22 protein-coding genes are annotated in these 22,466 nt (G+C 70.3%); 12 read left to right on the forward strand and 10 right to left on the reverse strand.

Features of this window, described 5'->3' with window-relative positions; genetic code table 11:
- Positions 1–14: 14 nt before the first annotated feature.
- The 3 genes from purE to ACFFNX_RS08105 are packed head-to-tail and all read right to left on the reverse strand — an operon-like array spanning position 15 to position 2,811.
- Entirely contained in the window at positions 15–503 is a 489-nt protein-coding gene (gene purE / locus ACFFNX_RS08095) for a 5-(carboxyamino)imidazole ribonucleotide mutase (protein ID WP_378197623.1), read from the reverse strand.
- Positions 500–1,645, reverse strand: a complete 1,146-nt coding sequence (locus tag ACFFNX_RS08100) for a 5-(carboxyamino)imidazole ribonucleotide synthase (protein ID WP_378197625.1) — start codon at positions 1,643–1,645, stop codon at positions 500–502. The genes purE and ACFFNX_RS08100 overlap by 4 nt, the downstream gene beginning before the upstream one ends.
- A 20-nt stretch (positions 1,646–1,665) precedes the next feature.
- Complete coding sequence (locus tag ACFFNX_RS08105; protein ID WP_378197628.1) at positions 1,666–2,811, reverse strand: acyl-CoA dehydrogenase family protein; 1,146 nt, start codon at positions 2,809–2,811, stop codon at positions 1,666–1,668.
- Positions 2,812–3,008: 197 nt separating this feature from the next.
- Here ACFFNX_RS08105 and ACFFNX_RS08110 point away from each other — a divergent pair, with 197 nt between their 5' ends.
- From ACFFNX_RS08110 to ACFFNX_RS08120, 3 genes are all read left to right on the forward strand, one after another.
- Entirely contained in the window at positions 3,009–3,584 is a 576-nt protein-coding gene (locus ACFFNX_RS08110; RefSeq protein WP_378197630.1) for a GtrA family protein, read from the forward strand.
- A gap of 205 nt (positions 3,585–3,789) precedes the next feature.
- The gene (locus tag ACFFNX_RS08115; protein ID WP_378197632.1) at positions 3,790–4,281 is read left to right on the forward strand and encodes a CHAP domain-containing protein; all 492 of its coding nucleotides are present in this window, start codon (positions 3,790–3,792) and stop codon (positions 4,279–4,281) included.
- Positions 4,278–5,249: a glycoside hydrolase family 25 protein gene (locus ACFFNX_RS08120; protein WP_378197634.1), complete on the forward strand. Its 972-nt coding sequence runs from the start codon at positions 4,278–4,280 to the stop codon at positions 5,247–5,249. The genes ACFFNX_RS08115 and ACFFNX_RS08120 overlap by 4 nt, the downstream gene beginning before the upstream one ends.
- A 69-nt stretch (positions 5,250–5,318) precedes the next feature.
- Here ACFFNX_RS08120 and ACFFNX_RS08125 read toward each other — a convergent pair whose 3' ends face one another.
- The 3 genes from ACFFNX_RS08125 to ACFFNX_RS08135 all read right to left on the reverse strand — a co-directional run bounded on the left by ACFFNX_RS08125 (position 5,319) and on the right by ACFFNX_RS08135 (position 9,019).
- Complete coding sequence (locus ACFFNX_RS08125) at positions 5,319–6,599, reverse strand: ATP-binding protein (RefSeq protein WP_378197636.1); 1,281 nt, start codon at positions 6,597–6,599, stop codon at positions 5,319–5,321.
- A gap of 60 nt (positions 6,600–6,659) precedes the next feature.
- On the reverse strand, positions 6,660–7,331 hold the full coding sequence (locus ACFFNX_RS08130; protein ID WP_141956913.1) for a response regulator transcription factor: 672 nt from the start codon (positions 7,329–7,331) through the stop codon (positions 6,660–6,662).
- A gap of 128 nt (positions 7,332–7,459) precedes the next feature.
- Positions 7,460–9,019 (reverse strand): acyl-CoA carboxylase subunit beta, encoded by a 1,560-nt coding sequence (locus ACFFNX_RS08135; protein ID WP_378197639.1) that lies wholly within the window; start codon positions 9,017–9,019, stop codon positions 7,460–7,462.
- A gap of 59 nt (positions 9,020–9,078) precedes the next feature.
- Between ACFFNX_RS08135 and ACFFNX_RS08140 the strand changes: the two genes are divergently transcribed.
- Positions 9,079–10,011, forward strand: coding sequence for an NUDIX domain-containing protein (locus ACFFNX_RS08140; RefSeq protein WP_378197641.1), 933 nt, complete (start codon positions 9,079–9,081; stop codon positions 10,009–10,011).
- Here the strand turns inward: ACFFNX_RS08140 and ACFFNX_RS08145 are convergent.
- The 3 genes from ACFFNX_RS08145 to ACFFNX_RS08155 form a co-directional block, all read right to left on the reverse strand.
- Positions 9,995–11,023, reverse strand: a complete 1,029-nt coding sequence (locus ACFFNX_RS08145) for a zinc-dependent alcohol dehydrogenase family protein (RefSeq protein WP_378197643.1) — start codon at positions 11,021–11,023, stop codon at positions 9,995–9,997. The genes ACFFNX_RS08140 and ACFFNX_RS08145 overlap by 17 nt on opposite strands.
- Before the next feature lie 68 nt (positions 11,024–11,091).
- Positions 11,092–11,784 (reverse strand): hypothetical protein, encoded by a 693-nt coding sequence (locus ACFFNX_RS08150; RefSeq protein WP_378197645.1) that lies wholly within the window; start codon positions 11,782–11,784, stop codon positions 11,092–11,094.
- 213 nt (positions 11,785–11,997) lie between these two features.
- Entirely contained in the window at positions 11,998–13,593 is a 1,596-nt protein-coding gene (locus ACFFNX_RS08155) for an LCP family protein (protein ID WP_378197647.1), read from the reverse strand.
- A gap of 38 nt (positions 13,594–13,631) precedes the next feature.
- On the opposite strand from ACFFNX_RS08155, the gene ACFFNX_RS08160 reads away from it, so the two are divergent.
- The gene (locus ACFFNX_RS08160; protein WP_512699846.1) at positions 13,632–14,690 is read left to right on the forward strand and encodes a glycosyltransferase family 2 protein; all 1,059 of its coding nucleotides are present in this window, start codon (positions 13,632–13,634) and stop codon (positions 14,688–14,690) included.
- On the opposite strand, the gene ispD is transcribed toward ACFFNX_RS08160, so the two are convergent.
- A complete protein-coding gene (gene ispD, locus ACFFNX_RS08165; RefSeq protein ID WP_378197652.1) occupies positions 14,653–15,381 on the reverse strand; it encodes a 2-C-methyl-D-erythritol 4-phosphate cytidylyltransferase in 729 nt (242 codons plus the stop codon). The genes ACFFNX_RS08160 and ispD overlap by 38 nt on opposite strands.
- A 222-nt stretch (positions 15,382–15,603) precedes the next feature.
- Here ispD and ACFFNX_RS08170 point away from each other — a divergent pair, with 222 nt between their 5' ends.
- From ACFFNX_RS08170 to ACFFNX_RS08200, 7 genes are all read left to right on the forward strand, one after another.
- Positions 15,604–17,268 carry a CDP-alcohol phosphatidyltransferase family protein gene (locus ACFFNX_RS08170; RefSeq protein WP_378197654.1) on the forward strand — a complete coding sequence of 555 codons (1,665 nt, stop codon included), beginning with the start codon at positions 15,604–15,606 and terminating at the stop codon, positions 17,266–17,268.
- Between the two features lie 33 nt (positions 17,269–17,301).
- Positions 17,302–18,060: a DUF5941 domain-containing protein gene (locus ACFFNX_RS08175; protein WP_378197656.1), complete on the forward strand. Its 759-nt coding sequence runs from the start codon at positions 17,302–17,304 to the stop codon at positions 18,058–18,060.
- The gene (locus ACFFNX_RS08180) at positions 18,057–18,788 is read left to right on the forward strand and encodes a phosphocholine cytidylyltransferase family protein (RefSeq protein ID WP_378197658.1); all 732 of its coding nucleotides are present in this window, start codon (positions 18,057–18,059) and stop codon (positions 18,786–18,788) included. Before ACFFNX_RS08175 ends, ACFFNX_RS08180 begins: the two co-directional genes overlap by 4 nt.
- Positions 18,789–18,805: 17 nt before the next feature.
- Complete coding sequence (locus ACFFNX_RS08185; protein WP_378197674.1) at positions 18,806–19,861, forward strand: iron-containing alcohol dehydrogenase family protein; 1,056 nt, start codon at positions 18,806–18,808, stop codon at positions 19,859–19,861.
- Entirely contained in the window at positions 19,839–20,630 is a 792-nt protein-coding gene (locus tag ACFFNX_RS08190; protein WP_378197660.1) for a CDP-alcohol phosphatidyltransferase family protein, read from the forward strand. The genes ACFFNX_RS08185 and ACFFNX_RS08190 overlap by 23 nt, the downstream gene beginning before the upstream one ends.
- A complete protein-coding gene (locus tag ACFFNX_RS08195; protein ID WP_378197662.1) occupies positions 20,627–21,487 on the forward strand; it encodes a glycosyltransferase family 2 protein in 861 nt (286 codons plus the stop codon). The genes ACFFNX_RS08190 and ACFFNX_RS08195 overlap by 4 nt, the downstream gene beginning before the upstream one ends.
- Before the next feature lie 96 nt (positions 21,488–21,583).
- A complete protein-coding gene (locus tag ACFFNX_RS08200; RefSeq protein ID WP_378197664.1) occupies positions 21,584–22,441 on the forward strand; it encodes a hypothetical protein in 858 nt (285 codons plus the stop codon).
- The last annotated feature ends 25 nt before the right edge of the window (positions 22,442–22,466 follow it).

Raw genomic sequence — 22,466 nt, forward strand, 5'->3', positions numbered from 1 at the left:
CCCGGCCGAGGGGCTCAGTCCGCGGCCTCGCGGAGGCGTTCGTCCTCGCGGTGGGCCACGGCGTGCAGGTCGCGCTGGTACTCCTCCATCCGCCCCCGCAGGTCCGCGTCGCTCGCCGCCAGGACGCGCACGGCCAGCAGGCCGGCGTTGCGGGCCCCGCCGACCGCGACGGTCGCCACCGGCACCCCGGCGGGCATCTGCACGATCGACAGCAGGGAGTCCATGCCGTCGAGGTACTTCAGCGGCACCGGCACGCCGATCACCGGCAGCGGCGTGACGGAGGCGAGCATCCCCGGCAGGTGCGCGGCGCCGCCGGCGCCCGCGATGATCACCTGGAGGCCGCGCGAGGCCGCCTCGGAGCCGTACGCGATCATCTCGTGCGGCATCCGGTGCGCCGAGACCACGTCGGCCTCGTACGGCACGCCGAACTCCTCCAGCGCCTCGGCGGCGGCCTTCATGACCGGCCAGTCCGAGTCGCTGCCCATCACCACGCCGACGCTCATCGCGGCCCGTTCCTCAGGTAGCCGGCCGCGTGACGCGCCCGTTCGCGTACGTCGTCCAGGTCGTCGCCGAGCGCCGTCACGTGCCCGATCTTGCGACCCGGCCGGATGTCCTTGCCGTAGAAGTGCACCTTCACGCCCGGGTCGTGCGCCATGACGTGGATGTAGCGCGGATAGATCTGGGGCTCGTCGCCGCCGAGGACGTTGGCCATCACCGTGTACGGAGCGGTCGGCCGCGTGTCGCCCAGCGGCAGGTCGAGCACCGCGCGCAGGTGCTGCTCGAACTGCGAGGTGCGCGCGCCCTCGATCGTCCAGTGCCCGGAGTTGTGCGGCCGCATGGCCAGTTCGTTGACCAGCACGCCGTCGGCGGTCTCGAACAGCTCGACCGCCAGCAGGCCCGTCACGCCGAGCCGGTCGGCGATGTCCAGGGCCAGCCTCTGGGCCTCCTCGGCCAGGTCGGGGGCGAGGCCGGGCGCCGGCGCGATCACCTCACGGCAGATCCCGTCGCGCTGCACCGTCTCCACGATCGGGTACGCCGCGCCCTGGCCGTACGGCGAGCGCGCCACCAGGGCGGCCAGCTCGCGGCGGAACGACACGTGCTCCTCGGCCAGCAGCGGAACCCTCTCGGCCGCGGCCCGTTCGATCACCTCGCGGGCCTCGGCGGGGTTCTCACAGATCCAGACGCCCTTGCCGTCGTAGCCGCCGCGGACGGCCTTGAGCACGAGCGGCCAGGCTCCGAACTTCTCGGCGTCCGCCAGGCTCGCGACCGGCGCGAACCGTGGTACGGGCACCCCCAGCCCGCTCAGCCGCTCGCGCATCACGCGCTTGTCCTGAGCGTGCAGGAGCGCGGCGGAGCCGGGACGGCACGCCACCCCGGCCTCCTCCAGCGCCCTGATGCGCTCGCCCGGGACGTGCTCGTGGTCCCACGTCACCACGTCGCTGTCCTTGGCGAAGGAGAGCAGGTCGTCGAGGGAACGGTGGTCACCGACGCGGACGTCGGAGATCACCCGTGCGGCGGAGGCGTCGATGCCCTCGCCGAGCACGCGCAGCGTCACGCCGAGACCGATCGCCGCCTGCTGGGTCATGCGGGCGAGCTGGCCGCCGCCCACCATGCCGACCGCGGGAATACCTTGCCTGTCCGTCACCCCCGCAGCCTATCGAGCCCTCAGAGGCCCAGCTCACGGGCGATGAGCATGCGCTGTACCTCGGAGGTGCCCTCGCCGATCTCCAAGATCTTGGAATCGCGCCAGTGCCGGGCGACCGGGTACTCGTTCATGAAGCCGTAGCCGCCGTGGATCTGGGTGGCCTCACGGGCGTTGGTGACCGCGATCTCGGAGGAGTGCAGCTTGGCGATGGCGGCCTCCTTCTTGAACGGCTCACCGCGCATCATCCGCTCGGCCGCGCGGTACCACGCGAGCCGCGCGGTGTGCGTGCGCACCTCCATGTCGGCGATCTTGAAGGCGATGGCCTGGTTCTTGCCGATCGGAGTGCCGAAGGCGGTGCGCTCCTTGGCGTACTTGATCGACTCGTCGAGGCAGGCCTGGGCGAGGCCGGTGGCGAGGGCGGAGATGGCGATGCGCCCCTCGTCCAGGATCGACAGGAAGTTCGCGTAGCCGCGGCCGCGTTCGCCGAGGAGGTTCTCGGCGGGCACGTGGCAGTCGTTGAAGGAGAGCTCACGTGTGTCGGAGGCGTGCCAGCCGACCTTGGAGTACTTCGGCGCCACGGTGAGGCCCTCGTGCGGCGTCGGGACGATGATCGAGGAGATCTCCCGGGCCGGCCCTTCGCCGCCCGTGACGGCGGTGACCGTCACCAGGCGGGTGATGTCGGTGCCGGAGTTGGTGATGAAGCACTTCGTGCCGTTGATCACCCACTGGCCGTCGATCGGCTTGGCGGTGGTGCGGGTGGCGCCGGCGTCGGTGCCGCCGCCCGGCTCGGTGAGCCCGAACGCGCCGAGCGCGCGGCCCGTCACGAGGTCGGGCAGCCACGTGCGCTTCTGCTCCTCGGTGCCGAACCGGTAGATCGGCATCGCGCCGAGCGACACCCCGGCCTCCAGCGTGATCGCCACGGAGGAGTCGACGCGCGCCAGCTCCTCCAGCGCCAGGCAGAGGGCGAAGTAGTCGCCGCCCATCCCGCCGTACTCCTCGGGGAAGGGCAGCCCGAACAGGCCCATCTCGCCCATCTGGCGAACGATGTCGTACGGGAACTCCTCGTCCGCGTCCAGTCGTTCGGCCTGTGGAGCGACGACGTCGCGGGCGAACTCCTCGACGGTCTTGCGCAGGGTCTCGTGCTCGTCGTCGAGCCGGTAGTCCATGATCACCTCGGTCGGAGAGACATGAGCCTGATCCCGTCATACCCCGGACGGCCGCGGTCGGCGGCTGCCAGAATCTGGGACCACAGGCACATGCTGCCACGAACGCCGTCTATCCTCGTCATGCCGGGGGTAAGGAGAGTTGCGGGCCTGCCGAGGATGCGCGATCAACCGCGACCGCGAATGAAAGGTCTCCCTTAGTGAGAATCGCCGTAAATCTGTACCGACGATTCGCCCACCTCGTTCACGAGCTGGCAAAGTTCGGCGTGATCGGCGTACTCAACTTCGTCATCACCATCGGGATCTCCGACACCCTGCACCTGGTCCTCGGGGTGGGGCCGCTGACGTCCTTCGGCATCGGCACCGTCGTCGCGACGACGTTCTCCTACTTCGCGAACCGCTACTGGACCTTCCGGCACCGCGACACCAGCGGCCTGGGCCGCGAGTACGTCCTGTTCTTCGTGCTCAACGGCGTCGCCCTGTTCATCACCTGGGTGTTCATCGGCGTCACGCACTACGTCCTGGGCCTGCACGGCGGCATCGCGTACAACGCCGCGCAGGTCGTCGGCACCGGCGCCGCCACGCTGTTCCGCTACTGGGCGTACAAGAAGTGGGTCTTCCTGCCCGCGTCCGCGCCGCCGGTCGACCCCCACACGGGCCTGCCCGAGGCCGACGCCGAGACCGGCACCGAGGCCGAGGCCGCGGCGGAGACCGCCGACGAGCCCGAGCCCAAGCCCGAGCCGGTGCCGGCCGGCCTCGCCAAGCGTTCCCGCTGAGCGTTTCTCGCCGCCTCGCCGCCTCGCCGCCTCGCCGACCACCCGTCCCCGTACACCGCCGCATGCGGGGAATGAGGGAAATCGGCGGATTGTAGCGCTGTCTCGCGTCTCGTGTGCGAGTCATGCCTTTACTGGCTTCGCTGACTCATCTGCGCGCGTCGGTCAAGTAAGGTCGACGGTCCATCGCAGATCGGATGTGAGTGACATGATCGACATCCTCGACGTTTGCGAAGACCAGGTCGGCCGGCACGAGGCGGCCGACGGCACGACCAGCTACGGCAAATGGCTGGACGCCCAGCCGCCCAAGACGACCATCTACGCCAGGGCGGACTGGTGCGCGTCCTCGGCGATCTACTGCATCGCGCAGATCCCCGGCGGCCTGGCGGCGATCGGCGGCCTGCACAAGAGCGACGCCTACGTCCAGAACTGGCACGACCGCATGTCGGCCATGGGCCGTGTGTCCATGACGCCGAAGCCACGCCGCATCGTCTTCTACGACTGGCGGGGCACCGGACCCGACGACAACCACGTCGGCGTCCTGAAGGAGCACGAAGGCGGCCGGCTACACGTCTACGAGGGCAACCACGACGACCGGTACGAACTGGTGAACCGGCCGTTCGACGGCCAGGTCGTCGGGTTCGCCGAGTGGTGGTCCTTCGTCGCCGCGGCCGACGACGACTGGTTCATCCAGCCATGAGCCTCCTGCACCTGTACGACGTGAGCGCCTACCAGGGCAGCACGGTCCCGGCCGCGGACGCGGTGTTCGTCAAGGCGACCGAGGGCTCGTCGTACACCTCCAGCAGGTTCCGCGCCCAGTACGCCAGTGCGAAGCAGCGGGCCCGGCACCGCGGCGCGTACCACTTCGCGCGTCCGGAGGCGTCGTCGGCGCGATCGCAGGCCGACCGGTTCCTGGACGTCGTACGGCCGGTCGCCGGCGAGTCGCTGTGGCTGGACCTGGAGGCGTCCGATCTGAACCAGGCGAAGACCCACGCCTGGGCCGTCGCCTGGGCGGACCGGATCCGCGACCAGGCACCCGGCATCACGTACGGCATCTACCTGGGCGGCGGTTACGCGACCAACGGCACCGGGCGCGGCCTCGCCGCCGAGTACCCGTTCTGGTGGTACCCGCAGTACCCGACCTCCAAGGCGACCTCGACGTGGCCCACGACCTTCGCGCCGTGGCTGCCCAGCGGTCTGACCTGCGGCTGGAGCCGCCCGCACATCTGGCAGTTCTCCAGCGCGTTCAAGGGCGAGTACGACGCCAGCGTCTCGACACTCACCATCGACCAGCTCGCCGACGGCGGGCGCCCGAACACGGAGGTAGACGTGTACGGAGGAATTCCCCCGCTCAAGGTCGGCGAGCGGTACACCCGGACCTGCCCCAAGGGCTCGCTCAACATCTGGGGCATCGCGTACGACTCGACGAACACCCTCACCTACCGGATCGCCGCGCACTCCAACAAGGGCGGCGGCGAGGTCAAGGACGCACTCGTCGTCGGCGGCCCGAACAGCGCGACCGACGCGTGGCCGAAGAAACAGACCTGGAAGACGAGCCTCACCGACGTCGACTGGTTCTCCATCGAGCTGATCGCCGGCGACCCGTCCCAGCCGGATGCCAACGGCCGCGTCGTGCAGCCGGGCTGGGACGCCTCCCTCACCGACTGACGGCCCGACCATCGATACGCGCGCGTCCGTACGCCGTCTGGCCGCGCGACGGGATATCCGTCGCGCCCCCTACGCGGGGCCGCTGACGACGCGCTCCCTGGCGAGCAGCGCCTCCTCGCGCTTGCGCAAGAAGATGGCGAAGGTCGCCGGGCGTGCCCGGATCAGCTCCAGCCGTCCGCCGTCGGCGGTGGCCAGGGAACGCGCCAGGTAGAGCCCCAGGCCGGTGCCCTGCCGGCCGCTGACGTTGCGGTCGAACACCCGGCGTTCGAGTTCGGGCGGCACCCCGGCGCCCTCGTCGCCGACCTCCACGACGATCGAGATCGGCGTCTCCTTGGTGTGGATGGTGACCTCGCCGTCGCCGTGGACGAGGGAGTTGTCCAGCAGCGTCGCGACGATCTGCGACAGGCCGCCGGGGCTGACCACGGCGGTCAGCCCCCGGACGCCCGACATGCCGATCCGGCGGTTCTCGCGGCGGAAGACCGGCTCCCACTCCTTGACCTGCTGCGCGACGATCTCATCCACCCCGATCGGGATCGCGTCACCGGTCGGGTCGTGCTTGGCGCGCGCGAGGAGCTGCTCGACGACGGCGGCCAGCCGCTCCACCTGCGCTGCGGCGGCGACGCCCTCCTCGCGTACGACATCGGGGTACTCCGCGGCCTCGATCATCTCCTCCAGCCGCATCGACAGCGCGGTGAGCGGCGTGCGCAGCTGGTGGCTGGCGTCGGAGGCGAACTCCCGGCTCGCGGCGAGGAGGTCGGCGATGCGCACCGCGCTGCGGTCGAGGACCTCCGCCACGCGGTCGACCTCGGGCACGCCGTAGCGGCGGCGTCGCGGCCGTGCGTTGCCGGACCCGAGGCGGTCGGCGGTCTCGGCCAGGTCGATGAGCGGCAGCGTCAGCTTGCGCGCCTGCACCATCGCGAGCCCGACCGCCACGCCCACGCCGAGCACGACGAGGCTGCCGATGAGCAGGAACGTCCGCACGGCGTCCGCCTCGACGTCGCCCGCGTCCCGTGACACCTGGACGTGGATGCCGCGGTCGTTCGCCGCCATCTTCGTGATCACATGGTCGCCCTTGGCCGGAGCGTTGCCGGCGGTGATCTGCGTGCCGTCGGCCATGGTCACCACGATGTAGCGGCCCGGGAACTCCTTGGCGATCTGGTCACCGGTGATGGACTGACGCAGCTCCTCGCGCAGGTTGACGCCCGCGACGACGGTCGCCGCCTCGCGCTCGACCTGCTGCTGGGCCTCGTCGTAGATCAGGCGCTCGGTGGAGTAGGCCAGCGGGATGCCGAGCAGGAGTACGGCCACGACTGCGACGGCGAGCGTCGACAGCAGCAGACGTCGCCTCATGGGGGTCCCTCTCTTCCGACCGTGACGTGATGCCGTGGTTCACGTCACGGTCCGCCGTTGTCAGTCGCCGCGCTCGAAGCGGAATCCGACTCCGCGCACGGTCGTGATGTAGCGAGGGCTTCCCGCGTCGTCACCGAGTTTCCGGCGCAACCAGGAGATGTGCATGTCGAGGGTCTTCGTGGAACCCCACCAGTTGGTGTCCCACACCTCGCGCATGATCTGCTCACGGGTGACGACCTTGCCGGCGTCGCGTACGAGCACGCGCAGCAGGTCGAACTCCTTGGTCGTGAGCTGCAACTCCTGGTCGCCCATCCACGCGCGTCGCGACTCGGCGTCGATCCGCACTCCCTGCACGATCGGCGTCTCGGTGCTTCCGCGGCGCAGCAGGGCCCGGACGCGGGCGAGGAGTTCCGCCAGACGGAACGGTTTGGTCACATAGTCGTCCGCCCCGGCGTCGAGACCCACAACGGTGTCCACCTCGTCGGCGCGGGCGGTGAGGATGAGGATCGGCACACCATGGCCCTCCGCCCGGACGCGGCGGGCCACCTCGAGGCCGTCGAGTTCGGGAAGACCTAGGTCGAGCACGATCAGATCCACCCCGCCGCCCAGCGCCCGTTCGAGGGCCTGCGGACCGTCGGGACTGACTTCGACGTTGTATCCCTCCCGCCGCAACGCTCTGGCGAGAGGCTCGGAGATGGACGTGTCGTCCTCGGCGAGCAGTACTGAGGTCATGAGCCGATCGTAGAGCTATTCAAGAACGTTTCCTCCGTACTAGAGGGGGCTTGACCTGCGATTTGCCAGTCATAGAGCTCCTAGGAACGCGCCAAATCCGAGCTAATGAGCGGTAATTGGAACGACCTTCAGACCGGCGTGACTCCGTGTCGGCGATGCGAGAAAGATCGATCCTTTCCTCGGGCGGCGGCGAGGCGACCGGCGAGTTCGTTCCGGAGCTCCTCCGGCTCGACGATCGCGTCGATCACGAGTTCGCCTGCCAGCCGGACGATGTCGATGTCCCGCTCGTACTCGGCGCGGAGTTTCTCGACGTACGCCTCGCGCTCCCGGGCGTCCTCGATCGCCATGATCTTGTTGTAGTAGACGGCGTTCACGGCTGCCTCGGCGCCCATGACAGCGATCTTCGCGGTAGGCAACGCAATTGTGGCGTCGGGGTCAAAGCCCGGACCCGCCATGGCGTACAGGCCGGCCCCATAGGCCTTTCGGACGACTATGCATATCTTGGGCACTGTGGCCTCTGAGACCGCTGAGATCATTTTTGCCCCGTGACGAATGATGCCCTGGCGTTCGACCGCCGTGCCGACCATGAAACCGGGCACGTCGGACAAGAACAGGAGCGGCACGTTGAAAGCGTCGCAGAGCTGGATGAACCGCGTCGCCTTGTCCGCGGAGTCGACGAACAGCACGCCGCCCTTGAACATCGGGTTGTTCGCGACCACACCGACGACCTGGCCCTCGAGCCGGCCGAAACCGACGACCAGTTCGCGCGCCCACAGGCTGTGGATCTCGAAGAAGGAGTCCTCATCCAGCAGGCCCTTGACGTAGCGCCGCATGTCGAAGGCGACCCGCTCGCTGGTCGGCACGAGCCCCCGCAGGTCGACCGGCTTGGGGTCGCGCGCCTCGGCCGCCGGCGGCTCCTGCTCAAAGTGTGACGGCAGGTAGGACAGGAAGTCCCGTACGGCGTCCAGGGCCTGCCGCTCGTCCTTGGCCAGGAGGTGCCCGCAGCCGGAGACCGAGCAGTGCATCTTCGCCCCGCCCATCTCCTCCAGCGTCGTCTGCTCCTTGACCACCATCTCGACCATGCGCGGGCTGCCGAGGTACATCGAGGCGTTGCCGTCCACCATCGCCACGAAGTCGCAGAAGGCGGGGATGTACGCGCCACCCGCCGCGCTCGGCCCGAACAGCGCGCAGACCTGCGGGATCGAGCCGCTCGCCCGCACCTGGGTGTGGAAGATCCTCCCGGCGCCGCGGCGGCCGGGGAACATCTCGACCTGGTCGGTGATCCGCGCGCCGGCGGAGTCGACCAGATAGATCATCGGGACGCGGGTGCGGTAGGCGCGCTCGATGATCCGAATGATCTTCTCGACCGTGCGCGCGCCCCAGGAGCCGGCCTTGACCGTCGAGTCGTTGGCCATGAGGGCGACCGGGCGGCCCTGGATCGTGGCGGTACCGGTGATCACGCCGTCGGCCGGGAGGTCTTCGGCGAGCGCGTTGGCGTACATGCCGTCCTCGACGAAGGACAGCGGGTCGACGAGCAACGCGATCCGCTCGCGTGCGAACAGCTTGCCCTTGGCGGCGTTGGCGTCGTGGTACTTCGCCGCCCCGCCACGCTCGACCGTCTCGCGGAGTTCGGCCAGGTGAGGGTGGCCTGGCTCGTCCTGTGATGACTGCATTGTGTGCTCGGTCACGATGGGACCTTACCCCGTGACCTCCCGTCCGCCACGCCCGGCGCCTCTACCCTGTGGCCATGCCGCACGAGGATCTGCCCCGGTTCGAACTGGCCTTCCCGGGACCGCTGCGCGACCGGCTGGTCGTCGCCGTCCTGTCCGGGGCGAAGACGGCCACCACCGGGCTGTGGGAGGAGTACGAGCGGCTGGGCGAGCCGCTGCCCGCCGCCGGGGAGCGGTCCGTGGTCGTGGACTCCGGCGGACGCCCGGTGGCCGTGGTGGAGACGACGGACGTGCGCGTCGTGACGCTGGGCGAGGTCGACCTGCCGTACGTGATGGAGGAGGGCGAGGGCCACACGTCGGTGGCGGAGTGGCGTACCGCGCACGAGAGGTTCTGGCACGGCGAGGAGATGCGGGCGGCCCTCGGCGACCCGGAGTTCACGGTCGATGACCGGACGCGGGTGGTGACGCAGCGGTTCCGCGTCGTGGAGCGGATCGCCGCGCGTGCGGCCGAGGAGATCCTGGATATCGTGGACGAGCACGACAACGTGATCGGCACGGCGCCACGGGCCGAGGCGTACGCGCGGCGCCTGCGGCACCGGTGCGCGTTCGTTCTCGTGCGGGACGGGCAGGACCGGATCTTCGTGCACCGGCGCACGGCCGGCAAGCTGATCTTTCCCGCGCGCTACGACATGTTCGTCGGCGGAGTGGTCGGGGCGGGCGAGTCCTACGACGACGCGGCCCTGCGGGAGGCCGAGGAAGAGCTGGGCGTGTCCGGTCTGGCCCGGCCGACCCCGCTGTTCTCGTTCCTGTACGAGGGCGCGGCCGGGCACACGTGGTGGTCGCGCGTCTACGAGGTCCGGTGCGACCTGCCGGTGTCGCCGCAGGCCGAGGAGGTCGCCTGGCACGCATTCCTGACCGAGGAGGAGCTCGAACGCCGCCTGCCCGAGTGGGAGTGGGTGCCCGACGGCCTGGAGGCCTACCACCGGATGCGTGCTAGGCGCCCGCGATGACCACCTTCCCGAAGGGCGCGCCGTCCCGGTAGTAGGCGTAGGCCTCGGGCGCCTCGGCGAAGTCGAAGACGCGGTCGATCACGGGGTGCAGGAGGTTCGCGGAGATCGCCCGGTTCATCGCCTCATGGTCCGCGCGGCTGCCGACGAAGACGCGCCGGATCGTCGCGAGCGAGTTCTTGTAGGCGTCGCCGGAGATCTCCAGGTTCGCGCCGGGCGCCCCGGCCGGGACGGTCGGCACCGACAGCAGCACGACCTGCCCGTACAGCGCGGCGGCCCGTACGGACTGGTCGATGGTGGGCCGCCCGTTCGTCTCGACCACGAGGTCCGCGCCCAGGCCGCCGGTGACCTCGCGCACCGCACGCCACCACTGCGGGGTCGCGGTGTAGTCGATCACGTGGTCGGCGCCGAGCTCCCGCAGCCGGGCGGCCTTGGCCGCGCTGGAGGTCGTGGCGACGACCCGGCAGCCCGTCGCCTTGGCGAACTGGAGGGCGAACAGGGCGACCGGCCCGGTGCCGAGGGTGAGCACCGTCTGCCCGGGCTCCAGCGGGACGCCGCCGACCAGGGAGGTCCACGCGGTGAGCGCGGCGCACGGCAGCGTGGCCGCCTCCTCCCAGCTCAGATGCTCCGGTACGGACACGGCCCACTGCTCGTCCAGCAGGGCGTACTCGGTGAGCATGCCGTCGAGCGTGCAGCCGAACTGGTCGATCAGCTCCGGCCGCAGTCGTCCGTCATGCCAGCGGGGCCAGTAGGCGCCGACGACCCGGTCGCCGGTGCGGAAGCGGGTCACCTCCGCGCCCACCGCGACGACCTCGCCCGCGCCGTCGCTGACCGGGACCACGCCCGGCGCGGACGGCAGTGGGTAACGCTGCTGGAGGATGAGCAGGTCGCGCCGGTTGAGGGAGGTCGCGCGGACGCGGACCACGATCTGGGCCGGGCCGGGCTCCGGTTCGCCGATCTCGTGCCGGACGATCCCGTCGATCTCTCCCGGCTTGTCCAAACGGTAGGTGTGCATGCGGCGATCCTCAGGCCGCCGCGCGGGCCCGGCAATACCGCGCGAGGTATGGCTGAGGTGCGGCTATGTCACTGGGGGCGGTACATCTCCCGGGTGCCGCCCTCCTCGTCGGGCGGGCTGAACGGCGGTCGTCCGGCGTACGGGGCCTCCTGCTGCCGGGTCGGTTCGTAGAGCGGCGAGTCATAGCTCGTGCGCTGCGGGTCGTATCCGGCCTGCGGCTGTTCGTACGCGGTCTGCGGCTGTTCGTATGCGGCCTGCGGTTGTTCGTATGCGGTCTGCGGCCCGCCGTACACGGTCGGCTGCTCGTCCCGGGCCGCGTGGCGCCCGCCGAAGGTCTCACCCGCCACGTGCTCGCTGTACGGCTCGCGGCGGGTCTCCGGCGGGCCGTACTCGTAGTCGTCGTCCGCGTCGCCGTCTTCGCGCGCCCGCCAGCGGGAGGGGAAGAACGAGGCGAACAGGAGCCCGACGCCGGCGAAGAGGAGAAATCCCTCCTCCTCCAGCCCGGCGAGCGTGACGCGCTGCTCCTTGAGCGGGAAGCGGTTGATCAGATCCGCGGTCGTCTTCTGGGAGACGAAGAACAGCACGCCGGTCGCGGTGAGCACGATGCCGCCGATGAGCGAGGCCAAGGGCGACAGCCGCGATGAGGCGAGGAGCGCGAACACGATCGCCGCGCCCGCGAGGAGGCCGCCACCGATCCACTTGTCCTGTTTGTGGAACTCGGTGACGTAGCCGTGCTGCAGCCGGTACGTACCGAAGATCAACAAAGCCGCCAAGGCCGCCGTGAGCACGATTCCAGCAAAAAAGCCCCACGTATGACGAGCGCCGTTGGACATCGCTACTCCTCCAGAGTGGCCGCGACCCGCTCGAGCGTTAGGTCAGCAGGCTAGTAGCCAAATGCCACATTTGGGGGAATGGGGACCGGCGACTTGGCGGCGGACCTCGTCGACCACGGCCGCCCCGACTGGCCGCCTCCGCTATTTGCAGAGGTTCTGCGTGGCGGTCTTGGCGTTGATCTGACCACTCGAAGAGGACGACGAACTCGGCGGCGTCGTCACCTTCACCTGCTTCGCCCCGGTCCAGGACGGGCCGACCACGATCTGCAGCCGCGAGCCCAGGGACGACACCGACCTGAGCCGCGCGCCCGGGATGGCCGCCTTCAGCGTCTTCGCGGAGTCCTCCCGCCCCGGCCCGTACTGGATCACCGTCGCCGTCGCCCCGTGCTGCGTCCCCGGCGCCACGGTCGTGTCGAAGCCGACCCGGTGCAGGTCGCGGGCGGCCCTGGTGGCCAGCCCCTGGATGCCGACGCCGTTGACGACGCGGACGTCGATCTGGCTCGGCGGCACCGTCAGGCCGTTCTTCGGCGTGGCGGACGCGGTCGGCTTCGGCGTCGCCGGCTGGATGATCGGCTTGTCGTCCTCGATCTCGTTGAAGAGCCGGTTGCCGGCAGACTGGTCCCACAGCACGGTGGACTGCCGCTGCCCGCCGATCGAGACGGTGTAGTCGGAGTTGGACAGGGGCACGGTCGTGAACGCGATGCTGTCGGTGCTCATGCCCTTCATCTGCGTGGCGAGCGCGGTCAGCGTGCTCTTCGACAGGCCCTTGTCGGCGCGCATGGCGTCCAGCGAGGAGCTGAGGAACGACGGGAACTTCGCCGGCTCGCTCAGCGCCTTGTGCACGACCGCCGACATGAACTGCTGCTGCCGGTCGATCCGGCCCAGGTCGCTGCCGCCGGTCAGGGTGTAGCGGGCGCGGGCGTACGCGAGGGCGGTGGTGCCGTCGACGTTGCTCTTGCCGGCCGGTAGCCGCAGGCCGCTCTTGGGGTCGTCGATCGCGGTCGGAGTGCAGACCGTGACCCCGCCCAGGGCGTTGACGACCTTGAGGAAGCCGAGGAAGTTGATCTCGATGTAGTGGTCGACGTGCACGCCGGTGGCCCGCTCGACGGTCTGTACGGTCAGCGGCGCGCCCCCGTACATGTAGGCCCAGTTGAGCTTGCCCTGCCGCTCGCCGATCTCGGCGCCCGTGGCGCCCTCCGACCCGTTGGAGCGGTGGGCCGGGATGGTGACGAGCGAGTCGCGCGGCAGGCTCACCACGGTGACCTTGTCGTGCTTGGACGAGATGTGCACCAGCATCATCGTGTCGGAGCGCTGGCCGCCGACCTTGCCCAGGTGCAGGTCCCTGATCTGCTGGTCGGTCAGGCCCTCGCGCCGGTCGACGCCGGCGAGCAGGATGTTCATCGAGCCCTCGGGGCCGGCGTCGGGGCGGTTCTTGAGCCCGCCGAAGGCGTCCACGCGCTGGACGTTGCCGAGCACGTAGTCCTGGAACGCCCAGCCGCCGCCGGCGAACAGGAGCACGAACGCGGACATCGCGCCGGTCGCCATGAGGCCGCGGCGGTGCCGCCGCGCCCCGTGAGCGTACGTCCGGGGCGGCCGGGGCTCGACCTTGACGTGCATGGACTCGGCGTCGCCGACCGTCACGCCGTCCGGCGGCGTCGTGTCATCGCCGTCGCCTGGAGCGCCGGGTCGCGGGCGGAAGTATCGCTCCTGCGGGTCGGACCCGGTGTCTTCAGACATGCCGCTCACGCCTCCCCGAGGTGCGAAGTCTTGCCTACATTGCGGCGTTCCTCGCGTTCGTACAGTACCGTGGCGCCGTCATGAATCCCTCGCCTAACACACCCCTTGCCGGAAACCGCGTGTGGCCGGCGGTGTCAGTGATCATGCCGGTGCTCAACGAGGAGCGCCATCTCGCCGAGGCGGTCGGCGGCATCCTCGGTCAGGAGTATGCCGGTGAGCTCGAACTGGTGCTGGCCATCGGTCCTTCTCGCGACCGTACGCAGGAGATCGCCGAGAAGCTCGCGGCCGACGACCCGCGGATCGTCATCGTCCCGAACCCCACCGGGCGCACTCCGCAGGGGCTCAACGCCGCCATCAAGGCCTCGCAGTACTCCATCGTGGTCCGGGTCGACGGGCACTCGCTCATGCCGCCCGACTACGTGTGCGCCGCGGTGGAGACGCTGGAGGAGACCGGCGCGGACAACGTCGGCGGCATCATGGCCGCCGAGGGCGTCACGCCGTTCGAGAAGGCCGTGGCGCGCGCGATGACCTCGAAGATCGGCATCGGCAACGCCCCGTTCCACACCGGCGGCGGCGCCGGTGAGGCGGACACGGTCTACCTGGGATCGTTCCGGCGCAGCGCGCTCGAACGCGTCGGCGGCTACGACGAGACGTTCGTCCGCGCGCAGGACTGGGAGATGAACCACCGGATCCGCCAGACCGGCGGCAAGGTGTGGTTCACGCCCCGCATGCACGTGACGTACCGGCCCCGCCCCAACATCCGCGCGCTCGCCAAGCAGTTCTTCCACACCGGCCGCTGGCGGCGCGTCGTGGGGCGCGAGCACCAGGGCACGCTGAACCTCCGCTACCTCGCGCCGCCCATCGCCGTCGTGGCGGTCGTGGTCGGCGTCGTGGCCGGCGCGGCCGGCTTCTGGCCGGCCTGGATCCTGCCGGGCGGGTACGCCGCAGCGATCATCCTGGGTTCGGTGCCGACCGGGCGCGGCCTGCCGGCGTCGGCGTGGCTGCGCCTGCCGATCGTGTACGCGACGATGCACCTGTCGTGGGGGCTCGGCTTCCTGCTCAGTCCGCCGAGCCTGGGGCGTTCTCGCGAGACGTGATCTGCTCGGCGACGATCAGGTCGACCGGGTGCGTGATCTTGATGTTCTGCTCGCTGCCCGGCACCACCGTGATCGGCACGCCGGGCAGGTAGCGGTGCACCACGCCGCAGTCGTCGGTGGGCGGGTTCGCCGCGAAGCCCGGGTCGGCGAGGGCTCGCTCGTACGCCGTGCGGATCGTGGCCAGCCGGAAGCCCTGCGGCGTCTGGAACCGGCGCAGGCTGCCGCGGGGCGGCATCTCGACCACGCGGTCGCCCTCGACCACGACGACCGTGTCCGATGACGGCACCGCCACGGCCACCGCTTCGGCGCGCTCGAGCGTCGCGACGCACTCGGCGATGATCCGGGCGTCCACGAACGGCCGCGCGGCGTCGTGGAACAGCACACGCGCGTCGCCCGGCCGGCTCTCCAGCGCCGACAGCGCGCGCAGCGTGGAGTCCGTACGGCTCGCGCCGCCCGTGATGACACCGGTCACCTTCGGGTACGGTCCGGCGGCCAGCTCCGCGGCGGCGAGATGACCGGGGGCCATCACGACCAGGATGTCGTCGATCTGCGGGGCGGCGTCGAACGCGGCGATCGCCCGCGTCAGGATGGGACGCCCGCCCACGGCGGCGAGCTGTTTCGGCCCTTCCAGGCCGAGCCGGCGGCCCGTCCCACCGGCCAAGATCACGGCCGTCGTCGTCACGGGGCTCATAGGGCATGCACTCTCCTGTCCGCGGCTGCGGAAGAGCGGTCTCGGGCGACGGTAACCTATGGGGACTCTCCATCCATCCGGCCGGCGGACGAACGGATGTTTACGCGGGAGCGGCGACGAGGTGACGGTCGCGGTATGGTCGGCGCTCGTATCTCGCGGCGTTCGCCGGAGATGACCCCCAACACCTGAAGGACTGCCTGACATGACGTTCGGAGGGCGCCGATGACGTTGGCAGTGGTAGTCGCGACGGAAACCGTCGCGCCTGAGTCCTCGCCGACGGCCGGCCTTGCGCTCCGCGGCGGCACCGTGATCGGCCGCCTGCTCGAGCAACTCAAGTCCCTCGACGTGGGGGACCGCCGTGTGATCGCCCGCCCCGGGACCGCAGCCGAGCTTCGCGACCTCGGCTGCGAAGTGATCGAGTCCAAGGGGCTCGCCGAGGACCTGAGAGAGATCGCCCGCGTGGCCCGCGAGGCCACCGAGCCGATACTGATCATGCACGGTGACGTCGTGGCGCACCGCGAGGTGTTCGCCCGTCTCGTGTTCAACTCCAAGGCCCCCGCGTCGGCCTCCGCCACCCGCGTACGGCCGATCGGCGACGCGCCCACCCGCCCCGTCCTGAAGATCCAGCGCGGCCGGATCTCCTCCGCGGGCACCCGCTATCACCAGGTGACCGACCCGAACGCCCTCTTCCGCGGCGTGCTGCGCGTGGGCCAGGAGGAGACCCGGACCCTCGCCGACGTGGCCGAGCGGTTCGCCGACCTCGTCGACACCCCCGACGCCCTGACCGAGATGAGCCCGGTGCGCATCCTGTGGAGCGGCCCGGACGAGAACGAGGCCGCCGGGGCGCAGGAAGAGGCCGAGGCACAGAACACCGGGCTTCCTCCGGTCCTGGCCAGCACGCCGGTCACCGGTGACGACGCGCCCGCCCTGCTGGTCACCGGCCTCGTCCGGTCCGGCGTCAAGGTCACCGCCCGCGGCAGCCGCGAGCTCGTCTGCGAGCGGGTCCTCGACCAGGAGCAGGCCGCCGCGGCCCAGCAGGCCGTCGACGCCGTCGACGAGGACCGGGTGCTGCTCAACGCGGCGGTCAAGAACAACGACGGCTTCTTCACGACCTACGCCGTCAGCACCTACTCGCGTTACATCGCCCGCTGGTGCGCCAAGCGCCGCTGGACGCCCAACGGCGTCACCGCGATCTCGATGGGGATCTCGGTGGTCGCCGCCGCCTGGTTCGCCACCGGGCACCGCTGGGGCATGCTCCTCGGCGCGGTGTGTCTCTACTTCGCGTTCGTCTTCGACTGCGTGGACGGGCAGCTGGCCCGCTACACCCGGCAGTTCAGCACGCTGGGGGCCTGGCTCGACGCGACGTTCGACCGCGCGAAGGAGTACACCGTCTTCGCCGGGCTGGCGGTCGGCTCGACCGCGGCCGCCGTGGGCAGCTCGGTGCACGGCGGCGACGTCTGGTACCTCGCGGTCGCCGCGCTGACCCTGCAGACGTGCCGGCACATGGTCGACTTCGCGTTCGGCGCCTCCAAGCGGCGCAAGGCGCCCGAGCCGATCCCGGTGCTGCCTCTGGAGATGCCCGACGACACGGTGCTCGACGAGCCCGAGCCGGCCAAGAGCCGGCCCAAGGGCGGCGGCCTGAGCCACCTGGCGGTCTGGCTGTCCGCGCGGTCGGAGAAGATCCGGGCCTTCCACTGGTTCAAGAAGATCATCGTGCTGCCGATCGGTGAGCGCTTCGCGCTCATCGCCATCACCGCGGCGATCTTCAACGCCGAGGTGACGTTCATCGCTCTGCTCACCTGGGGCTCCATCGCCGCTCTCTACACCATCGGCGGTCGTTTCCTCCGGTCCCTGACCCAGCCCCGGACGGCCCGCCTTGACGCCTGACATCACAACTGAAACGCAAAGAGGGAGCGATCAATGAGTACCGTGCTTCCTGGAGGGATGTCGGCGGGGGCGCCGGAGCGGCCGGCTCCGAACGAGGCGTTCGCCTTCCACGGCGACCGGCTGGTCGCCTACCGCGACGACGGCCCGGTGTCGCAGGCCCTCGGCCGCCTCACCGGAGGCCAGCTTCCGCCGCTGCTCCCGCTGCTCGTGGCCGGCATCGTCACCGCCATCCTGCTGCTCGTCGGCGTCAACGGCCAGGACAGCCCCGCGATCTTCGCCCCGGTGCTGGCGCTGCTGCTGTGCGGGCCGGCCTCGACGCACCCGCACAGCGGCCGCCTCGACTGGCTCGTACCGCCGCTCATGCGCGCGATCGAGTACGGCTACCTGGCGACGCTCTGCTTCGCGCACGACGTCTCCAAGCCGCTGACGTACGCCTTCATCGGCATACTCGCCTACCACCACTACGACACCGTCTACCGGACCCGCCAGCGCCTGTGGCCCGCCAAGTGGGTCTTCCGCGCCGGTCTGGGCTGGGACGGCCGCCTGCTCATCGCGGCCGTGGCCACCCTCATGGGAGTCCTCCCGATCGTCATCGCGGTGCTCGCCGTCTACCTCGGGCTGCTGTTCGGCATCGAGAGCGTCTACACCTGGACGCGGACCGGCACCGGCAAGGGCGTCATGATCGACCTCGAGAACGAGGGAGAGACCACGGGGGGGACCTCGGCGCAGCAAGAAGAGGAAGCCGCGGCGGAGCAGGCCGAGGCGAAGAAAGCAGAGGAGGCCGTTCAATGATCGGCATGGTTCTCGCCGCCGGCGCCGGGCGCCGGCTTCGCCCCTACACGGACACGCTCCCCAAGGCGTTGGTGCCCGTGGACGGCGAGACGACGATCCTGGACATCGCGCTCGGCAACCTCGCCGAGGTGGAGCTCACCGACGTCGTCATCGTCGTGGGCTACCAGGCGGGCGCGGTGGAGGAGCGCAAGGCCGGGCTGGAGAGCCGCTACGGCGTCGACATCACCCTCGTGCACAACGACAAGGCCGAGGAGTGGAACAACGCCTACTCGATGTGGCTGGCGCGCGACCACTTCACCGAGGGCGTGCTCATGGTGAACGGCGACACCGTCCACCCGGTGAGCGTCGAGCGCACCCTCCTGGAGAACCGCGGCCCCGACCTGCTGCTCGCCATCGACGACGTGAAGAAGCTCGCCGATGAGGAGATGAAGGTCACCCTCGGCGCCGACGGGCACCTGGAGCGCATCACCAAACTGATGGACCCGGCGAGCGCGAACGGCGAGTACATCGGCGCGACGCTGCTGGAGCCGGCCGTCGCCGAGCCGCTCGCCGACGCCCTCAAGGCGACCTGGGAGCGCGACCCGAACCTCTACTACGAGGACGGCTACCAGGAGCTGGTCGACCGCGGCGGCAAGGTGGCGGTCGCGCCGATCGGCACCGTCGACTGGGTCGAGGTCGACAACCACGACGACCTGGAGAAGGCCCGCCGGATCGCTGGTCTTTACTGATGCCCCTGCTCACGCGGATGCTCCCCGCTCCGCTGTCGATCGACGTGCGCCGGGGGGCGATCGCCCATCTGGGCGAGCTGCTCGCGGACCGGCGCATCGCGACCGAGGGCCGCGTCGCCATCGCGGTCGGCCCGGGCCAGGGCGACCAGATCGCCGAGCACGTCCGCCCGGGCCTGGAGGCCTGCGAGGTGTTCCAGGTCGAGGGCGCGTCCGTCGACGCGGCCATGGCCCTGGGCTCCCGGCTGCGGAGCGGGTCCTATGAAGCGGTCGTCGGCATCGGCGGCGGCCGTACGATCGACGCCACGAAGTACGCCGCGACCCTCGCCGGCATGCCGATGGTGTCCGTCGCGACCAACCTCTCCCACGACGGCATCTGCTCGCCCACCGCCTCGCTGGAGCACGACAAGGGCAAGGCGTCGTTCGGCGTGGCGATGCCGCTCGCCATGGTCGTGGACCTCGACTACGTGCGCTCGGCGCCGGAACGCCTCGTACGCGCCGGCATCGGCGACGTGCTGAGCAACTTCTCCGCGGTCGATGACTGGATCCTGTCGAACCGGGAGCAGAAGGACCCCATCGACCGGCTCGCCCTGACCCTGGCCCGCACCGCCGGCGAGGCGCTCATCCACCAGCCCCGCTCGATCGAGTCGGACGAGTTCTTGACGGTGCTGGCCGAGGGGCTCGTGCTGTCGGGGATGGCGATGTCGTTCGCCGGGTCCTCCCGGCCGGCGAGCGGTGGCGACCACGAGATCCTGCACGCGATCGACGCCCTGTTCCCCGGCACGGCCAACCACGGCGAGCTGGCCGGGCTCGGGGCGGCGTTCTGTTACCACCTGCGCGCGACTCATCTGGGCGAGGGCGCCGAGCGTCTCGCCGAGATCGTCGCGAGCCTCGACCGTCATGGGTTGCCCAAGACTCCCCAGGACATCGGTCTGACCGCGGAGCAGTTCGCCCGGGCGGTGGCGTACGCTCCCCAGACCAGGCCGGGTCGTTACACGATTCTGGAGCACCTCGCCTTGGACGAAGGTGCCCTGCTGAAAGCGGTACGAGAATATGTCGGCACCTTCGCTGGCTGAGGTCAAGGCGGGCGGGCAGCCGCCCGGCCTGAAGAACCGGCGCAACGAGGAACACTGGGCGGGTCGCCTCTACATGCGCGACATCTCGCCCCTCTTCACGTGGGTGTTCGTCCGGATCGGGTTCAGCCCGAACCAGCTCACCTACATGATGATCGCCTCCGGAGTGCTCGGCGGCGCGGCCGTCGCGGTCTCCGCGGGCGGCACGACCGGCCTCGTGTGGGCGATCGTCGGGGCGGTGCTCATCCAGGCGTACCTCCTGCTCGACTGCTCCGACGGCGAGGTCGCGCGGTTCCGCAAGCGCACCTCGGTGACCGGGGTCTACCTCGACCGGATCGGGCACTACATGTCCGAGGTAGCGCTGCTGGCGGGCCTCGGCGTACGCGCCCAGGGCGCCTGGGAGAACGGCGGGTACGTCGAGCTCGGCCTGCTCGCCGCCCTCGGCGCCGCGCTGATCAAGGCCGAGACCGACAACGTCGTGGTGGCCCGCGCCAAATCCGGCCTGACCGCCGACCCGGCGACCGGCGACCGCGCGCTGCGGCCGGAGTCCACCGGCCTGGCCCTCGCCCGCGAGGCCGTGTCGCTGCTGAAGCTCCACCGGATCATCGGTGCCGTGGAGCTGTCCCTGCTGATCCTCGCCGCCGCCGTGGTCGACAAGGTGACGGACACCCTCGCCGCGACCCGCGTGCTCGCCGTCGCGGTGGCGATCGTCGCCGTGGTCCAGACGGGCCTGCACTTCGTCAGCATCGTCGCCTCACGGAGGCTCAAGTGAAGCTCTCGGTGGTCGTCCTCACCATGGGCAACCGCCCGGTCGAGTTGAAGAAGGCCGTCGACAGCGCGCTGAGCCAGAAGGGCGTCGAGGTCGAGATCATCCTCGTCGGCAACGGCGCGGACGTGCCCGGCTCGTGGGGCGACGCCGTACGCGTCGTACGGCTCCCGGAGAACGTCGGCATCCCGGCGGGCCGCAACCGCGGAGTCGAGGCCTCCACCGGCGAGCTGATCCTGTTCCTCGACGACGACGGTTACTACGAATCGACGGAGCTGGGCGCCTACCTGCGCGACCGCTTCACCGCCGACCCGAAGCTCGGCATCGTGTCATTTCGGGTGCGCGACCCGGAGGGCGGCCCGGGCGAGCGCCGGCACGTGCCCCGGCTGCGCGCGGGCGACCCGCTGCGGTCCTCGGAGGTGACGACGTTCCTGGGCGGCGCGTGCGCGGTGCGCCGCGCGGTCTTCGACGCGGCCGGCGGGCTGCCGGAGGACTTCTTCTACGCCCACGAGGAGACCGACCTCGCCTGGCAGGCGCTGAACGCCGGCTACCACATCGTGTACGACGCGCAGTGCGTGATGTTCCACCCCGCGGTGGCCCCGACACGCCACGCGATGTTCTACCGGCTGAACGCCCGCAACCGGGTGTGGCTGGCCCGCCGCAACCTCCCGTGGCCGGTCGCACTGACGTACCTGGTCGTCTGGATCGGCATGACGGTGATCCGCGACCGCAGACTCTCTTCACTGCGCCCATGGTTCGGCGGCTTCCGCGAGGGCTGGCGCAAGCCGGCGGGCCCCCGCCGCCCGATCAGGTGGCGCACGGTCTGGCGCATGACCCGCCTGGGCCGCCCCCCCATCATCTGACCCCCTCGCGGCGGCTCAGGAGTTCGTGGCGCGGACTCTTTGCGAATCCTTGTGTTTACCCTCGGTAATGTGGTCACTACTTATAGTGTCCCTAGTATGCCGACACGAGAACACGACGTCCTCGCCGAGTTGTTCCGCTGGCGCCCCGCGCTCGCGGCCGACCTCGTCACCGGACTCGGTGTGGACCTGCCGGATGTCCGGGAGGCGTCACACTGCTCGGAGTCCTTCACCGACCTCAAGACCAGTGAGTACACCGGCGACGCGGCCGTACTGTTAGAGCTCGACTCCGGCAGGTTCGGCGTCGTGGTGGAGGTCCAACGCCAGGAGGACACGGACAAGCTCTGGACCTGGCCGCTCTACATCGCCACACTCCGCGCCCGCGAGCGGTGCCCCGCGATGCTCCTGGTGGTCGCCCCGGATCGCGACGTCGCCAAATGGTGCGCCAGAAAGATCGAGACCGGCCACCCCGGCCACACCCTCACCCCGCTGGTCCTGCAAGCGGACAACGTCCCCGAACTGACCGACCCGAAGGACTTCCTGGCCAACCCGCCGATGGGGGTGCTGTCGGCGATGTTCCACAGCGGCGGCCCGGAGGGTATGAAAGTGTTGCAGGCGGCATCGGACGGCACGGACCTCATCGCCGACGCCGACCGCCGGCTCGCCCGCCGCTACGTCGACTGCGTCCTCGCCGTCGTTCCCCAAGCCGCCCGCGACGCCTTGGAGGCGCTCATGATGACCGAATCGGAGTTCTACAGCGACACCTTCCGCAACGCCGAAGCCAACGCCGAAGCCAAGGCCAAGGCTGAGGCCGTGCTGACGTTTCTGCACGCCCGGGGGATCGCGGTTACGGAGGCGCAGAAAGAGCGCATCAGCGGCTGCCGTGACCTGGCACAGCTTCAGGACTGGATAGCCCGCTCCGCAACGGTCGAGTCGGCCGGCGACCTCTTCGGCTGATCGCCGTCAGGGCTCGTCGTTCCGC

Origin of the sequence: Actinoallomurus acaciae (genome assembly GCF_042429965.1) — a bacterium.
Taxonomy (GTDB): domain Bacteria; phylum Actinomycetota; class Actinomycetes; order Streptosporangiales; family Streptosporangiaceae; genus Actinoallomurus; species Actinoallomurus acaciae.

What these genes read in the sequence shown, in the direction of transcription:
- ACFFNX_RS08140 (WP_378197641.1), top strand. Translation starts at nt 9,079, where the DNA reads ATGCCGCACGAGGATCTGCCCCGGTTCGAACTGGCCTTCCCGGGACCG.
- ACFFNX_RS08175 (WP_378197656.1), top strand. Translation starts at nt 17,302, where the DNA reads ATGAGTACCGTGCTTCCTGGAGGGATGTCGGCGGGGGCGCCGGAGCGG.
- ACFFNX_RS08120 (WP_378197634.1), top strand. Translation starts at nt 4,278, where the DNA reads ATGAGCCTCCTGCACCTGTACGACGTGAGCGCCTACCAGGGCAGCACG.
- ACFFNX_RS08170 (WP_378197654.1), top strand. Translation starts at nt 15,604, where the DNA reads ATGACGTTGGCAGTGGTAGTCGCGACGGAAACCGTCGCGCCTGAGTCC.
- ACFFNX_RS08145 (WP_378197643.1), bottom strand. Translation starts at nt 11,023, where the DNA reads ATGCACACCTACCGTTTGGACAAGCCGGGAGAGATCGACGGGATCGTC.
- ACFFNX_RS08155 (WP_378197647.1), bottom strand. Translation starts at nt 13,593, where the DNA reads ATGTCTGAAGACACCGGGTCCGACCCGCAGGAGCGATACTTCCGCCCG.
- ACFFNX_RS08125 (WP_378197636.1), bottom strand. Translation starts at nt 6,599, where the DNA reads ATGAGGCGACGTCTGCTGCTGTCGACGCTCGCCGTCGCAGTCGTGGCC.
- ACFFNX_RS08115 (WP_378197632.1), top strand. Translation starts at nt 3,790, where the DNA reads ATGATCGACATCCTCGACGTTTGCGAAGACCAGGTCGGCCGGCACGAG.
- ACFFNX_RS08105 (WP_378197628.1), bottom strand. Translation starts at nt 2,811, where the DNA reads ATGGACTACCGGCTCGACGACGAGCACGAGACCCTGCGCAAGACCGTC.
- ACFFNX_RS08190 (WP_378197660.1), top strand. Translation starts at nt 19,839, where the DNA reads ATGTCGGCACCTTCGCTGGCTGAGGTCAAGGCGGGCGGGCAGCCGCCC.
- ispD (WP_378197652.1), bottom strand. Translation starts at nt 15,381, where the DNA reads ATGAGCCCCGTGACGACGACGGCCGTGATCTTGGCCGGTGGGACGGGC.
- ACFFNX_RS08130 (WP_141956913.1), bottom strand. Translation starts at nt 7,331, where the DNA reads ATGACCTCAGTACTGCTCGCCGAGGACGACACGTCCATCTCCGAGCCT.
- ACFFNX_RS08185 (WP_378197674.1), top strand. Translation starts at nt 18,806, where the DNA reads ATGCTCCCCGCTCCGCTGTCGATCGACGTGCGCCGGGGGGCGATCGCC.
- ACFFNX_RS08200 (WP_378197664.1), top strand. Translation starts at nt 21,584, where the DNA reads ATGCCGACACGAGAACACGACGTCCTCGCCGAGTTGTTCCGCTGGCGC.
- purE (WP_378197623.1), bottom strand. Translation starts at nt 503, where the DNA reads ATGAGCGTCGGCGTGGTGATGGGCAGCGACTCGGACTGGCCGGTCATG.
- ACFFNX_RS08180 (WP_378197658.1), top strand. Translation starts at nt 18,057, where the DNA reads ATGATCGGCATGGTTCTCGCCGCCGGCGCCGGGCGCCGGCTTCGCCCC.